12 protein-coding genes and 1 pseudogene are annotated in these 15,818 nt (G+C 40.7%); 11 read left to right on the forward strand and 2 right to left on the reverse strand.

The genetic code is table 11. The features are described 5' to 3' along the window. Positions 1-34 precede the first annotated feature (34 nt). Together R2Q94_RS08560 and R2Q94_RS08565 are read left to right on the forward strand one after the other, a co-directional pair. The gene (locus tag R2Q94_RS08560; RefSeq protein ID WP_316821034.1) at positions 35-616 is read left to right on the forward strand and encodes a DUF4833 domain-containing protein; all 582 of its coding nucleotides are present in this window, start codon (positions 35-37) and stop codon (positions 614-616) included. Positions 617-745: 129 nt separating this feature from the next. Then, positions 746-1,114, forward strand: a complete 369-nt coding sequence (locus R2Q94_RS08565) for a LiaF transmembrane domain-containing protein (protein WP_316821035.1) — start codon at positions 746-748, stop codon at positions 1,112-1,114. A 90-nt stretch (positions 1,115-1,204) separates the two neighbouring features. Here R2Q94_RS08565 and R2Q94_RS08570 read toward each other — a convergent pair whose 3' ends face one another. Then, positions 1,205-1,429, reverse strand: coding sequence for a hypothetical protein (locus R2Q94_RS08570; RefSeq protein WP_316821036.1), 225 nt, complete (start codon positions 1,427-1,429; stop codon positions 1,205-1,207). 101 nt (positions 1,430-1,530) lie between these two features. Between R2Q94_RS08570 and R2Q94_RS08575 the strand changes: the two genes are divergently transcribed. The 3 genes from R2Q94_RS08575 (at position 1,531) to fabF (ending at position 3,866) form a co-directional block, all read left to right on the forward strand. Continuing rightward, positions 1,531-1,974, forward strand: a complete 444-nt coding sequence (locus R2Q94_RS08575; protein WP_316821037.1) for a hypothetical protein — start codon at positions 1,531-1,533, stop codon at positions 1,972-1,974. A gap of 124 nt (positions 1,975-2,098) precedes the next feature. Continuing rightward, the gene (locus R2Q94_RS08580; RefSeq protein ID WP_316821038.1) at positions 2,099-2,557 is read left to right on the forward strand and encodes a PaaI family thioesterase; all 459 of its coding nucleotides are present in this window, start codon (positions 2,099-2,101) and stop codon (positions 2,555-2,557) included. A 55-nt stretch (positions 2,558-2,612) separates the two neighbouring features. Next, positions 2,613-3,866, forward strand: a complete 1,254-nt coding sequence (fabF, locus tag R2Q94_RS08585; RefSeq protein ID WP_316821039.1) for a beta-ketoacyl-ACP synthase II — start codon at positions 2,613-2,615, stop codon at positions 3,864-3,866. Positions 3,867-3,947: 81 nt separating this feature from the next. On the opposite strand, the gene R2Q94_RS08590 is transcribed toward fabF, so the two are convergent. Then, positions 3,948-4,781, reverse strand: a complete 834-nt coding sequence (locus R2Q94_RS08590; RefSeq protein WP_316821040.1) for a mechanosensitive ion channel family protein — start codon at positions 4,779-4,781, stop codon at positions 3,948-3,950. Between the two features lie 156 nt (positions 4,782-4,937). Here R2Q94_RS08590 and R2Q94_RS08595 point away from each other — a divergent pair, with 156 nt between their 5' ends. From R2Q94_RS08595 to R2Q94_RS08620, 6 genes and pseudogenes are all read left to right on the forward strand, one after another. After that, the gene (locus tag R2Q94_RS08595; RefSeq protein WP_316821041.1) at positions 4,938-5,678 is read left to right on the forward strand and encodes a phosphatase PAP2 family protein; all 741 of its coding nucleotides are present in this window, start codon (positions 4,938-4,940) and stop codon (positions 5,676-5,678) included. 62 nt (positions 5,679-5,740) lie between these two features. Then, a complete protein-coding gene (locus R2Q94_RS08600) occupies positions 5,741-6,520 on the forward strand; it encodes a phosphatase PAP2 family protein (protein WP_316821042.1) in 780 nt (259 codons plus the stop codon). Next, entirely contained in the window at positions 6,507-7,757 is a 1,251-nt protein-coding gene (locus R2Q94_RS08605) for a TolC family protein (protein ID WP_316821043.1), read from the forward strand. The genes R2Q94_RS08600 and R2Q94_RS08605 overlap by 14 nt, the downstream gene beginning before the upstream one ends. Position 7,758: 1 nt before the next feature. Next, complete coding sequence (locus tag R2Q94_RS08610; RefSeq protein ID WP_316821044.1) at positions 7,759-8,682, forward strand: efflux RND transporter periplasmic adaptor subunit; 924 nt, start codon at positions 7,759-7,761, stop codon at positions 8,680-8,682. Positions 8,683-8,684: 2 nt separating this feature from the next. Next, on the forward strand, positions 8,685-11,744 hold the full coding sequence (locus R2Q94_RS08615; RefSeq protein ID WP_316821045.1) for an efflux RND transporter permease subunit: 3,060 nt from the start codon (positions 8,685-8,687) through the stop codon (positions 11,742-11,744). 797 nt (positions 11,745-12,541) lie between these two features. Further along, a pseudogene (locus R2Q94_RS08620) lies at positions 12,542-15,818 on the forward strand (immunoglobulin domain-containing protein); the annotation flags it as partial.

Here is a 15,818-nt window from a genome sequence, read left to right on the forward strand (position 1 = left end):
CAGGTTTGCTTAATGGAATAAAATAGCCTATACAATGACTTCTAAAATTTTCACTAAAATAAGCTGCAGCTTTTTAGCTGTGTTTATTTTGCTCTCTGCATTTTCAACGGTAAATGCGCAGACTGCCGACCGCAGTAATCCTTCTCCATTAAAGTTTCCAACGCCAAAAGGAATCAAGAACCAATTGTTCTATTTACAAAGAGATCCAAATACCAATACCATCATTTATGAACTCAATGTGAACGGCAGAGGAGAGGTAAATAAAAACGAACCCATCCTGGTTTATTGGCTTCGCTACGACGACAATGATGAGAAGAAAGACCTGAGCTATATTCAAAGAAAATTTGCCTATGGTATCCAGACTAAAGAAATTGCAAAAGACCAGTGGGAGATTCGTTTTGTATCTCATAAGAAAATTCCAATGTATTTAATGCAGTCGAAAGAGGATCAAAAGTATCATGTATACGTAACGGTAAATAACAAAAAGATAGAATTGTCCAAGATCTTTGTGAGGATCGAAGGGGGCTCTTTCTGGTTGCCAAACGTAAAGTATGTAGAACTTACCGGGATCAATACAGCTACTGATACCCCAGTTGTAGAAAGAATCAAAGTTTAACCGGTATAACAGAATTTCTTAAAGCGATCCACCGATGTTTTTACTGCTTCTACCGACGGTAGAGGGACGTACAACATCGGTCGCTTGATCTCCATTGCCCAGCTCCATAGTTTTGAAGAAAAAAAGAACATGGAAACGCAAGAAAAAAAACAAAAATTAAACTTTCATATCATTACTGGATCAGTAATCGTTGCATTAGGATTAATCATGCTATTGGGGAACCTGGGATTGGGACTTCCGCACTGGTTATTGTCATGGCATACGATCATGCTTGGTATAGGATTGTGGATGGGCTACCGTAGAGATTTTAAAATCTCCGGCTGGTTGATTCTGGTGATTATTGGAGGGGTTTACACCTTGGGCGATTTGTCGTTTTTCGACTTATCAGGATTAAAAGCATCTTTAATCTTAATAGGATTGGGGATTTATATGTTGGTTAAACCAGCGAAAGTTCATACCTGTGGAGGTTTTGGCCCTAAGAAACCTGTACAGTTTTAATCCTTATTACCATGCAGTTGTGGCAAGGAAATCCGGTCGCTCCGACTGGTCATATACAAATCTTTTTCTCAGTAAAACTGGAGAGCCAGGTTATGCTTCCAGTTTTGCAGCGGTAGAAATATCAGCAGTTATCGCTGATATTTCTACCTTGGAGGGATTTGCAATCGTATGGTAATCCTGCTCAAGGATTTCATAAAGCGGTCTCTTGAAGTCTTTTTCCCCTCTCGGGCCTTTCAGGCTGCTGTAGGCACCAGATATGAGGTATTGTCTGCTTATGCCGAAGGAAAGGTGGTGATGGATATGAATGTGACGCAACTGTATATTTAGTATTTGTCATATTCCTTATTTTTCTATTACTTTTGCTGCAATCATCCCTGAGTAGGGTATATAAGAAAAGATCAAATCAAAGCTTAAATATGAACTATATTACAATTGGCGCTTTAATCCTAATCACCCTCATCGCTTTACCTTATCTTTTCAGCTCCTTCAAGAAATTAAACAGGCACAATATGCCTTTTCTAAAGGCATTCAATCCAATGTGTAGTCCAGCAAGCTATGAAGCGGAAGTCCTGAAAAAAAGCCTGAGCCCGATCAGCTCTGAAATGGAAACGAAACAACTGGCGGGTTTTATCAACCACTGGACCGCAAAATTTGAGCATAAAAAGTTGACAGTGGCAGATGTAGTACTGTTAAATGAGCAATTGGCCATTGGAAACACAAAACAGGTAAACGGAATCCTGGCCTTACATCCTGATGCTTTAGCCATGTACAACGAAATCAATAGAGGCTTGACTGCTAAAGAAACAGAGAAAACAGCAAATGAAACGCAAGTTAAAGCTGAGGCAACTATTGCTGGATAACATTCATTCGGCCTTTTAGTTTGTTTTTCAACTAAGGGTGGGTATATTTGCGCCGTGGAATTTATAGCCTCCACAGCTGCACGGATCTGAAATCTTATCCAATTCACCTTAAAATTATTGATAGATGCTTAAGCCCTCAGAATTTTTCATACAGCACATCGGACAAGAGATGGATAGGTCTTTGTCGCCGGTACTGAACTGGTTAAAGCCAAGGATTCTGGCCGTAGAAAAAGGAAAGCTGGTATTGCAGCACAAGGTGAGGAAAGAAATGACCAATCCAATGGGAATCCTGCATGGTGGAATGACAGCCGCTATCATTGATGATGCTATTGGTGCAACGCTGTTTGCCTATGATGAACCACATTACTATGTTACGATCAATTTAGTGATCGATTATTTCGCCTCTGCGAAAGAAGGGGACTTGATCATTGCGGAAACGATCATGGTTAAGAAAGGACGGCAAGTGGCTAATGTCGCTTGTGAAGTTTGGAATGAAAGCAGAACGAGACTCATTGCAAAAGGTTATAGTAATCTGCTGCGGACGGAAAAAAGAAAACCAGAAGAAAGTACAGGTCACAAATAAAAGAAGATAGAATGGCTTTAAGCCTTAACAATATTAAAATAAAATAAAAAATAGGATGAAAAGAGTAGTCGTAACCGGTATGGGTGTTATTAGTCCATTAGGAAATTCTGTAGATGAATTGTGGAAGAATATCCTGGCAGGTAAGAGTGGAGTAGGGCCAATCACAAAGTTTGATTCTACCAAATTTAAAACTCATTTTGCCTGTGAGGTCAAAGATTTTAATGCAGAAGATTATTTTGAAAAGAAAGAAATCAAAAAGTATGATGTCTATACTCAGTATGCTGTTGCAGCAACTGATCAGGCCATCACAGCTGCTGGACTGGATTTCGCTAATATGTCAGAAGAAGACCGCTGTGAAGTAGGTGTAATCTGGGCAACAGGGAATGGTGGAATCGGTACTTTTGAACAACAATTGAAAGAATATCATTCAGGTGATGGTACTCCAAGATTCAGCCCTTATTTTATTCCTAAAATGATCGTTGATATTGCAGCAGGGGTGATCTCTATCCGTAACGGACTGCATGGACCGAACTATTGTACGGTTTCTGCCTGCGCTTCTTCAAACACTGCAATTATCAGTGCTTTTGATACCATTAGATTAGGAAAAGCAAATATCATGATTGCCGGTGGTTCTGAAGCTGCAATTACGGATTCTTCAGTAGGAGGATTTAATGGTGCTCAGGCACTATCGAAAAGAAATGATCAGCCAGAAAAAGCTTCCCGTCCATTTGATAAAGACAGAGATGGCTTTGTAATTGCGGAAGGTGCAGCAGCTTTAATCCTGGAAGATTATGATTATGCTATTGCCAGAGGGGCGACAATTTATGCTGAGATGGTTGGCGGTGGTATGGCTGCTGATGCTTATCATTTAACCGGTACACATCCTCAGGGATTAGGTGCGGTACAAGGAATGAAGAAAGCATTGGCTGATGCTGGACTTCAACCGGAACAAATCGATTATATCAATGCACATGCAACTTCTACAGGTCTTGGTGATTTAAGTGAGATGATCGCTATTAAAAGAGTATTTAACGATGCTCCGGTATTGATCAGTGGAACAAAATCAATGACAGGCCATTTACTAGGTGCTGCAGGTGGAATTGAAGCAGTAATCAGTGTGCTTTCTGCAAAAGATGATATGGTTCCTGGAACTACTAATACGGAAGTTTTAGATGAAGCGATTCCTGAAGGATTAAACATCGTTTTAGGTAAGTCGGTGTCTAAAAAAATCAATTATGTAATGAACAATACTTTTGGTTTTGGTGGACATACTGCAACATCTATCTTCAAAAAATACGAAGGTAAATAGAAGGTTTTTTCTCTATCGCATATCCATAAAAAAAGAGGGTCGTAAATTTACGACCCTCTTTTTTTATGCCTTAAAGGCTATCTATTTTGCTGTTTCTGTTCCGGTAATCACATGTACCTCACGCTGCGGTGCTGGAATTCCGATACTGTTTTTATCCAGTTCCTCTTTGATCGATTGAAAGTTTCTGTGGTAAACCGGCCAAAACTCTGCATTGGATGCCCAGGCGCGGATGGTCAGACTAATGGAACTGTCTGCTAAAGCTGTGACCAATACCTTAGGTTCCGGATCTTTTAGGATCTGTGGATCTGAAGCAAGAATTTTGGTAATGGCGTTCCTGGCTACATTAATGTCAGAATCGTAGGATACGCCAATCACATATTCCAGCATCCTGGTCTCGTTATCCGTTAAGTTGTTGATCACCGCATTTGCCAAAGGACCATTTGGAGCATATAATGTAGTACCATTGCCTGCTTTTAATGTGGTATATAAAATGTCAATTTTAAGTACGGTACCGCTCACCCCATTATTGGTGCTGATGGCATGGCCAACTCTAAATGGTTTAAACAGGAGAATTAACACTCCGCCAGCAAAGTTAGACAAACTACCTTGTAGGGCTAAACCTACCGCCAGACCTGCAGCTCCGAGTACGGCAACAAATGAAGTGGTTTGGATGCCCAAAGTAGAAGCTACCGTTAACAGCAACAGCACATATAGCACTACTTTGATGATGCTCAAGAGAAAGCTGGATAGAGAGATGTCGATTCTGCCTTTTGTAAATCGGTTGGTTAAAAAACGAATCAAAAATTTGATCAGCCAAAGTCCTACAAACAAGGTAAGAATGGCCGCTATAAAAGAGGGGATACGGGCAATTAAGCCGTTTAAAAGTTGATCCAGAGTGATTTCAATTTTGGACATATATGGTAATTTTTGTGTATTCGGCTGGTAGCAACATTTATGATGCCATCAATGCAGCTGATTTTGTTAATTTTGAAATTTAAGCCTAAATTAAGCTTTTAAGCCCACAGAATTGCTACAGAATTGATCGGTAGTTTTGAAAAAGAACAGTATAAGATGTTGAGATTGAAGTGTAGCCTGGTGCTAATCTTGTTTTTTTCGCTGAGTACCAAGGCTCAGCAAGTTGATTCCATAGCAAACCACAATAAGGTTAAAATTGCTCCTTTTATCATACCGGCAGTATTTATAGGTTATGGACTCATGGCAAAAGGGGATAATTTTATCAGAGATATAGATCGCAATACACAGAGGGAACTTCAGGAAGATCATCCTTTTTTTTCCAAAAGTGCAGATGACTTTATGAGATATGTACCGGCAGTGGCCGTTTATGGCCTAAACCTGGCCGGAGTAAAAGGGCGAAACAGCTATGTTGATGCTACCGGGAATTACCTGGTTTCAATGGGAATCATGACCGGCGTAGTTGCATTTGCTAAAAAGCAATCCCATAGGTTAAGACCTGATGGCAGTGGTTACGATTCCTTTCCTTCCGGACATAGCGCCGCTTCTTTTGTTGCAGCCGAATTCCTGAAACAGGAATATCAGGATGTATCTCCCTGGATAGGTTACGCAGGTTATGCAGTGGCCACAACTACCGGCATCTTCAGACTTTACAACAACAAGCATTGGGTAAGTGATGTAGTGGCTGGCGCCGGGGTGGGTATTTTATCTGCTAAACTAGGTTATCTGGTGTATCCTCAGCTTAAAAAACTCATCATGGGTCGCAAACAAAGTAATTTCAATGTGATGCCCGTTTACCAGCAAAAGGCGGTTGGATTCTCCATGTCCGGAACTTTTTAAGTAGAAAACCAGCTACAGAATTTCTACATATTTGAGTGTTAGCTTTATCTAAAATTCAAATCATGAAAAAGCTGCGCTGTTTGTTTATCGCAATTTGTCTTCCAGCATTTTTGTATGCCCAGGTAGAACCCACTGATTCTTTAGCTTTAAAGAATATCCAGGAGAATCAGAAAGCGAGTACCAACGAAAATCCGCTGCATGTAAAAGCACTGATCATTCCAGCAGCATTTATTACCTATGGCGCCCTGTCTTTCGGAGATAATCCCATCAGTAATTTAGATCGCAGCACAAGGAATGAGCTTCAGGAAGATCATCCCTTGTTTGCGGCTCATTTAGACAATTACATGCAATTTGCACCAGCACTGTCGGTTTATGCTTTAAACCTTGCCGGGATAAAAGGAAAAAATAACCTGGTAGATGCAACAGGGATTTACTTGTTGTCTTCTGCTATTATGGGAGGTAGCGTTTCTCTGTTAAAACACAGTTCACATCGTTTAAGACCGGATGGAAGTAGTTATACCTCTTTTCCCTCCGGACATACTGCTTTGGCTTTCGCAGGTGCAGAGTTTTTGAAACAGGAATATAAAGACGTTTCTCCATGGTATGGCTTTGCGGGATATGCAGTAGCAACAGCCACCGGAACATTAAGGATGTACAACAATAAACATTGGTTCAGTGATGTGGTAGCCGGTGCCGGGATAGGTATCCTTTCCACCAAAATCGCCTATTACCTGTATCCCCATCTAAAGAAACTTGTGTTGGGGAAACAAACGGTCAGCTACAGTATGGTGCCAGTTTATGAGGATAAAACCTTTGGTCTCTCCTTCCATGGAACGTTTTAAAAATAGCATTTTTGCCCTTGTCGGCTTTGTCCTCTTATCCCTTTCAGGGAAAGGACAGCTACAGTCTGGCAGAGACCTGGATTTTTTCATCCGGCAAGGCCTGAGTACGAGTCCGGTGCTCCATGATCTTAGAAATCAACAACGGAGTAATCAGCTGGATAGTTTAAGGTGGAGGGCTGGGTATCAACCACAGCTAACCGCAAGTTCCGCTGGAGTGTACGCGCCTGTAATCAAAGGTTATGGCTATGATCAGGCCATTACCAACGGGCAATCGCTGGAAGCTTTATTGAATCTAAACTATACCCTGGTGGGAAAAGATAGAATCAACCAGCAAATCACACAAACGAAAATTCATAGTGATTCCCTGACTTATGCTGCCAATTGGTCTGTGCTGGACTTAAAGAAAAACATCACCGATCAGTATTTGAATGCCTATGCCAGTCAGGAACAAATGACTTTTAATGCAGAGGTCTATGAATTGCTGAAAAAAGAAGAACAACTCCTCAAAAAGCTGACGCGGACTAATACCTATAAACAAACCGAATACCTTACTTTTTTAGTCAGCTTTCAACAACAACAATTGGCCTGGAAACAGGCTGAAATTCAGTTTAAGAATGATTACGGGATTCTGAATTACTTGTGTGGGATTCGGGATACGGCATTAACCGAACTGAAAGCACCAAATCTGAGTGCTGCTCTACCTGTGGCAGGTGAATTCTTCATCACACGTTTTAAACTCGACAGTCTGAAAAATGAAAATGATAAAAAAGGTGTAGTACTCAATTACCGGCCTAAAGCCAATATCTATGTAAATGGGGGATATAACTCTTCTTTTTTACTTCAACCTTATAAGAACTTTGGAACCAGTGCCGGCTTTACGCTTTCTATTCCACTTTATGATGGACACCAGAAGGCAATTCAACTCCATCAGTTGCGTATTCAGCAGGAAACAGGGCTCGCATATAAGGAGTTTTTTGTCCGGCAACACCAACAGCAGGTCGAGTTATTGTTGCAACAGATTAGGGAAAACAAAGCGCTGTATCCTCAGATCAATGCCCAAATCCACTTTGCGAAAAGTCTCATGGAAGTCGACAGCCGACTCTTAACTACCGGCGATCTTCGGATTGCGGATTATATCATTGCCATTAACAATTATCTGGCGGCAAAGAATCTATTGCGCCAAACAGACATCAACGGCTTTAAGCTGATCAATCAATTCAATTATTGGAACAGGTAATATGAAGAAGCTGATAAAGAACATCATGGGCTTTGGCCTCGGTTTATTATGGATGGCTTGCGGAACGCAACAGAAAGATGAAGTGTCGGATGCAATAGAACTGCAGACACCTGTAGAAGTTACCCATGCGGGGCATCAGGATATGATGTCTTATGTCGATTTAAATGCCAGTTCGGCTTTTCTGGAAAAAAGTAATGTGAAAGCAAATATCAATGGATACTTGCGGGATATGAAGGTGAACATAGGGGATGCTGTCTACGGTGGCCAGGTGTTGTTTAGCCTGGTCACCAAAGAAGCGCAGGCGATCGGAAACTCGATCAATCGTTTGGACCCTGGATTTAAGTTCTCCGGAATATCAAACATCAGGGCAGCTCAATCGGGTTTTATCACGATGCTGAACCATCAAAAAGGAGATTATGTACAGGAGGGAGAAACCTTAGCGGTATTGAGCAATAAAAACAGTCTGGTGTTTCTGTTGGATGTTCCTTATGCCATGCGGAAAAATGTAATTAATAACACTGAGGTTCTGCTCAGCTTACCTGATGGTGAAAAGCTAAATGGAAGGTTGACTATCCCATTGGCTACTGTAGATTCTATCGCGCAAACGCAGCGTTTCATCATCCGTGTTAGCCCCGGACATTCCATTCCGGAAAACCTGGTGGCTGTTGCCAGGTTGATCAGTGTTGCTCATCCCAATGCGGTAACACTTCCCAAATCAGCTGTGCTGAGTAATGAAACTGAAGATGAGTTTTGGGTGATGAAATTGAGCAATGATTCGATAGCGGTTAAAGTGCCTGTGAAAAAGGGAATAGACGATGGAAAACAGGTTGAAATCCTGAATCCTGTTTTTGCTGCAAATGATCGGTTTGTGCTGACTGGTAACTATGGGCTAGCGGATACCGCGAAGATTAAAATAAAGAAATAGCCATGAATAGTTTTTTCATTTCTCACAAGAGACCTCTGATTGCAGTATTACTGTTGATCCTTCTGGCTGGTGCTTTTTCTTATACTAAAATCAAGACCGCTTTATTTCCTGAGATCACTTTTCCTAAAATCAAAATCATTGCAGAAGGGGAGCTACAACCGGTTAATCAAATGATGCTGACGGTGACGAAACCTCTGGAAAGTGTGGTAAAACAGGTACCCGATTTAAAGCTGATTAGGAGTGTAACCAGCAGGGGAAGTTGTGAAATATCTGCTTACATGAACTGGAATGCAGATATTGATTTAAGTCAGCAAAGAATTGAATCGCAAATTGCCAGGATTAAAAACAGTCTCCCTGCCGGGTTGAACCTTAGCATAGAAAAAATGAATCCTGCAATTCTTCCAGTAAGTGGTTATACTCTGGAAAGCAAGAGTAAGTCGCAGGTAGAGCTGAAACAGCTGGCGGATTATACCATTAAGCCATTTTTACTACAAGTGGAGGGTGTTTCAGAAATCAGGATCATTGGAGGAAAAACGAAAGAATATCGGGTAAAGTTAGATTTTTCCAGGATGAGCGCATTGGCGATCAGTCCGGAACAAATTGCCGGCGCGATGGCACAAACTAATTTTGTGAAATCGAACGGATATCTTTCAGATTATAATTATTTATACTTATCAGTTACGGATGCTACTTTAAAAACTAAAGAAGATCTGGAAAACCTGATCGTTAGTAAAAAGGGCAACAGAGCGGTTCGGTTAAAAGATCTGGCGGAGGTAAATGTAGCGGAAGCCATCGAATATACACGCGTGAATGCCAATGGTAAAGAGGGGATCCTGATTGCAGTGATCAAACAACCTAATGCCAACCTGATTGATCTTTCTGCGCAAATGGAACAAAAGGTTGCTAATTTGAGAAAGATTTTACCTCAGGGCGTAACCATTAAACCTTATTATTTACAGGCAGAATTTGTAAATCGGGCGGTAACCAGTGTGACGGATAGCTTGTGGCTAGGTTTACTGCTGGCCATAGTGGTGGCGATTTTCTTTCTAAGATCCTGGAAGCCAAGTCTAACCATTCTGATCACCATTCCGATTACCCTTGGTCTCACTTTGATTGTTTTAAACCTGATCGGTTATTCCTTTAATATCATGACATTAGGAGCGATTGCAGCAGCTATTGGGTTAATCATAGATGATGCAATTGTGGTGGTCGAACAGATTCATCGTACACACGAAGAGCATCCAGCTGAACGAACTCCGGGCTTGCTAAAAAAAGCGATCGGCTACCTTTTTCCTGCAATGTTGGCTTCTTCAATTAGCACCATCGTCATTTTTGTCCCTTTTGTACTGATGACTGGTGTTGCAGGTGCTTATTTTCAGGTGATGACCAAAACGATGGTCATCACACTCATCTGTTCCTTTTTCGTGACCTGGATTGGCTTGCCGGTGATCTACCTGTTATTGACAAAAAAAGAAAAGACAGCGGCTCCAAAAAATGAACTGAATGTTTCTGGTGCTAAGACCTGGATCAGTTATTTTATTCACAGACCCTATCTGAGCTTTGGATTTATCGCAATCCTGCTGCTGCTGATGGTACTTTTGTTTCCGCGTCTGGAAACGGGTTTTTTACCTGAGATGGATGAAGGTAGTATTGTTCTGGACTATAAAACTCCTGAAGGGACTTCCCTTCAGGAGACCGATCGGATTCTAACGGAAGTAGAGCGAATGCTGGTTAAGATTCCTGAACTGGAGGCTTATTCAAGACGTACTGGTACGCAAATGGGATTTTTTATCACAGCTCCAAATACTGGAGATTACCTGATCCAGTTGAAACAGGACAGAAAGCGGACAACTAATGAGGTCATCGATGAGATTAGAAGTGAAATTGAACAGTCCCAGCCAGCATTAACTGTTGACTTCGGACAGGTAATTGGAGATATGCTGGGCGATTTGATGAGTGCGACACAGCCTATCGAACTGAAAATATTTGGAACAAATCAGAAAGTTCTTCAACAACTTTCAAAAAGTGTAGCAGATGTGGTTTCAAAAGTTAAAGGGACTGCTGATGTGTTTGATGGAATTGTGATTGCTGGTCCATCTGTATCTATCGTTCCGGATTATGCTGCGCTCGCGCAATATGGAATTTCTCCTTCAGCGTTTCAATGGCAAGTTCAGGCTGCATTGGAAGGGAATGTCATTGGGAATGTTTACGCACTGCAACAACTCTTTCCTGTTCGGATGGTTTCTTTTAGAGGAAAAAATCCTAGTATGGAGGAACTTAGTCAGATGAATATATTTTTGGATAAGGGCAAGATGATTCCGATGAAGGAGCTTGCTAAAGTCGAGATTAAAACCGGGGAAGCAGAAGTCGAAAGAGAGAATTTACAGTTGATTGGGCTGATCTCTGCACGATTGAATCAGCGGGATCTTGGAGGAGTAATGGGAGATATTCAGAAGGAGATTGCAGCGAAAGTTAAACTTCCAACTGGCTATTTCATAGAATATGGTGGCGCGTATGCAGAACAGCAACAGTCCTTTAAGGAACTGTTCATGATTCTTTTGCTATCCTGTTTGTTGGTCTTCAGTGTGATTTTGTTCGTTTTTAAAGATTTCAAAATTGCTTTTCTGATCCTATTTATTGCGATACTCGGGGTTTCTGGTTGTGCTTTGGCATTGTACCTCACACAAACACCATTAAATGTTGGAAGTTATACGGGCATGGTGATGATGGTAGGGATTGTTGCAGAGAATGCCATATTTACCTTCCTTCAGTTTAAGGATGCGCTAAATACCAGAAGTCTGGATGATGCCCTGGTGTATGCCATTTCTACGAGACTCAGACCTAAACTGATGACTGCTTTAGGGGCTATTCTTGCTTTAAGTCCTTTGGCACTGGGAATTGGGGCAGGGGCACAGTTGCATCAACCGCTGGCTATTGCAATTATAGGTGGCTTTTTAATGGCAATGCCTTTGTTATTGGTGGTGTTACCTAGTTTAATCAGGATTTTTATCACTAATGATGATGAAAAAGTAGGGGCCGAACTTCCCGGAACGTGCCCCTAATGCTGATCGACATCCATCGAGTTGAATAAATTGTTTCAAAGATATATTCTGACTAAAGTCAAAAAAATGATCTAGATCACATTTTTTTGTTTCAAATGAAAAACTCTTGAATTTCATTGTATTTCAGTTGTTTAGGTGATTTTTATGGTGTTTAATTCTCAGCCATTTTTTAAAACACTTAGATTTCTTGATTTTTTTCTACCTCATTGGTCAGTTTTTTTCCTGTGTTTTTATAGCCTGGTTTAATCAACAGAATACTAGTGTTTTTTATTTTTCTTTTAAAGAATAATAATTTTCCAATTTTTCTGGTTGTTGAATTTTATTTTTGATGATTTCTTGGATATTCGACGATTTTACACTTATTATAAGAGTATTTGCTTTAGTGGCACTATCTTATGTTGTATGAAAGTGTGTATTTTATTCCCCGATTCGGGGAATCTATTGCTTTTTTGTCTCCATATTTTGAATTTATTTTCCCCATATTTTATCTGAAAAAATTAATTTATGTCTTTTTTGTAGTTTAAATATTGTTTTATGACTAAATGCTTTTTTTGGCTCGGTTTTTATTAAAAATTCCATTTTTTGCTACTCTTCATGGGAATATTATCAAAATTCTAATTAATTTGGTAGTGCTAAATAGAGTTAACCTTTAAGAAAATTCGGTATTGACGATCACCTTGTGGATAAGCGTAATTATTTAAAGAATTGATTTCGTTTTACCAAAGATCCTTAAAGAACATACATCTCTATTCCCGTGTATGATACTAGAAACGCTCCGACGTCTGTCTTTTTTACTCATGAGCAAAGTATGCGGCCTAATCGCATTTTGTTTGTTGGTCAACTTTTCGACTGTTTATGCCGAAGGAAGTAAAGACTTGTATCCGAATAATGCAAAAGGAAATCGCGCATTTTTAAACTGTAATTCTAATAATACCCCAAGTCCTTCCTGGCCATTTAAGACCCGGGGTACTCATTATGTGTATGCCGAGGCAGGGGAAATTATTGCGGTAGCATCTAGTGCACAGGGATATGGACAAGGGACAATTATCTTAACCTCTCCTACAGGTTCCGTCATCAATTCAAATTCAAACATTACTATTGGCCGGATTCCTGATCGGAATGGGGAGCTTGCTGGTCCAAAAAAAGGGATTAATGATCCCGCAAATAGCTACACCCCTTATACAGTAATGGTTACTGCTGCTACGAAAGGTGTTTGGAAAGTAGAATTTTTACCCCCTTCAGGGACGGTAGGAACTGATTCAAGGACCGGGGTAGATATCTCAGCTAATGGGAACTGGACGCAGTCGAGGTCTGGAGGAGGAGGAAATCTTGATGAAATTGCAGCATGGGATATTTCTGTATTGAAGAATGGTACCAATTGGTTGACAGGAAGGGTATATGCCAATGTACTGAACTTGCATATGAAAGAGAGCTTCTTAGAGACCAAAGCCTATTATGCAAGCCATTACGTACTGACAAGAGATGGACGTGCATATCGCGTAAATACGAATGGTAATAATGGAGTTGCTTTTACTTTCTTCTCCAATAGCAATGGTTTCGCCCGTAACTCGGTTCCAACTTATAAAAGTGTGAATGCATCTACACTTGCAGCTATTTTACCAGTGACTCATAATCCTACGCTTGCCGACAATGGAACTAATGTTACGCATAAAATATTCTATAATAAGCCAAATCCAGACTTACCGGCTAAAGCAGCTATTTGGGGTTTCCCTGGGGCTGAAACCTGGTTGAAAAATACAGCAGTACTTCCTCAAATCACTAACCTTAGGGTAATTGGAGCAGAGGGAACACCTGGTCTGGCAGGTAGAAATGGCGCTTTTATTAATTTTGAATCTAGTACCTCAGGTACTTTTAGAATCACTATTCCTGTAACCACACCTGCAGGGGCGATTGTAAACAGGGTGATTATCGGTGTTGCAAATACGGGTTCAAATTCTGTTTATTGGGATGGAAAGGATGGTAATGGAAATTACCTTTTACCAGCAAATGTGCTCAGTACACTTAAAACGAAATTGCAGTCTGCCGAAGTCCATTTCCCTTATATAGACATGGAGATTAATCCACAAGGGTTAATTATTGAATTGACCGACAATACCACTGATTATGAAATTAGAGAGGGAGCGGGGGATGAATCTATCTATAGTAGTAGAACTTATTGGGATGACTCAGATATAACAGGTGCAGATAATCCCTCATGGCAAACATCAAAACCAGCCATTAATAATGTAACTGGAAGTCTTAAGGAAGAGAAAAAACATAGTTGGGGAGCGTATACTTCCTATGTAGGTCCTGATAATAATGACAATTCAGGTTCAGGCCTGATTAGTTTTGGAAATAGCAGATCTATGGATACCTGGGCTTACATTCAGGGAAGTGAAGTGGACAACCCGATTGATCTAGCGATTAAGGTTGCCGACTTAAAGGTGGTTAGTATTACCCCAGATGTGAGTTCTTTTCTGTCGAACCAGCAGATTAGTTATACCATAAAAGTGAAAAATGATGGACCTAGCGCCGTAGAAGGGGCGACTTTTGCTTTTGTAAATCCAGCAGGATTCCAGATCGATCCCAGCATCCCGATTACAATGAGCCCCTCTGGAATGGTAACCAGCTCCTCTATAGGTAGCGGAGGGTTTATGGCCAAGCTGAATATGGTCAACCAGGCAGAGGTTGAATTTGTCATCACTGGAAAAATGACCACTTCGCCTCTTGTCTACCCAATTTCTGCTGAGGCAAGTATACTCCGTCCGGCAGATGTCACAGATCCTGATGCGACCAATCCAAACGTTACGCCTACAGGGGTAGCACCTTCAGATCCACATTTGGAATGTAAGAATGGAACTTCGGTAGAGGCTTGTAATAACATAAAGTACCATCATATTCAATTGTATGAAATTTGTTCTGGTTCAGATGTTACTTCATTTTCTTATCAGGGAAATGCTGGAACCGTATCCCGTATTGGAAATATATCAGGCCTTAATTTCCTGAGTACTGGAAACACCATGAATATTACCGGAAAACCTGCTGCAACAGGTTCTTTTACCCTGGGAACAAACGGAAATGATCAGCAAAAAACCACTTATGTAATTAATGTGGTAGCGCTCCCAGTTGTGACTCTACCCACAACTATAGGGGTTTGCAAAACAAAAAATATAACCATCCCGGCAACTGCTTCAGGAGAGAACAATACTTTCAAATGGCAGTTTAAAAATACTGCAGGCAACTGGGTGGATTTTATTGAAGGAACAGATATAATTGGAGTAAATACTGCAGCATTGACACTGAATAATGTGCCATTGAGCTTTAATGAAAGGGATATTAAGGTCGTGGTTACTTCAGCACTTGGATGTAAAGTTGAAACTACTGGAATTTTGAAAGTTTCTGAATTAACTACTTTAGTAACTATTAGTCCTAGTGATTATGACTTTTGTGAAGGAACCACCGTGACTTTAACAGCAAGTAGCACTCCTTTTGCAAAACAGTGGATCAAAGATGGTGTTCCAATTGCTGGTGCAACAAGAAGTACTTACCAAACCGATGAATCTGGAACATATACGCTTCAAATTACAAATGATAAAGGTTGCTCTACAATGGCACGTAATTCACTGGTGATAACTGCTGGACCCACACCGGTAATATCCGATGTTGTTATAGATGGATCACCAGCGGTATGTACTGGAGAAAAAGTGAAATTATCCGTGACTTCTGCTGAAGAAGGACTTACCTATCAGTGGATGGATATGGATGGTGACATAGTAGGTGCGACTGATGCTGTTTTTTATGCTACTAAGTCTGGATATTACCAGGTCGAGGTAAAAAATAAATGGTGTAGTATTATTTCTAATGCTGTAGAAGTTGTGGTAAACCCAGTTCCAGTTGCAGAGATTACCGTGACTGGTGATAAGACATTTTGTGATGGTGGTAGCGTATTGTTGACCGCTTCTTCAGCTACGAGTTACCAGTGGTACAAAGGAGGCATTGCCATTAGTGGTGCCACCAGTCAAAGCTATACTGCCACTACTACTGGGGAGTATAGTGTAAAAGTAAGTTCTACGA

Source organism: Pedobacter gandavensis (genome assembly GCF_032678465.1).
GTDB lineage: Bacteria > Bacteroidota > Bacteroidia > Sphingobacteriales > Sphingobacteriaceae > Pedobacter > Pedobacter gandavensis_B.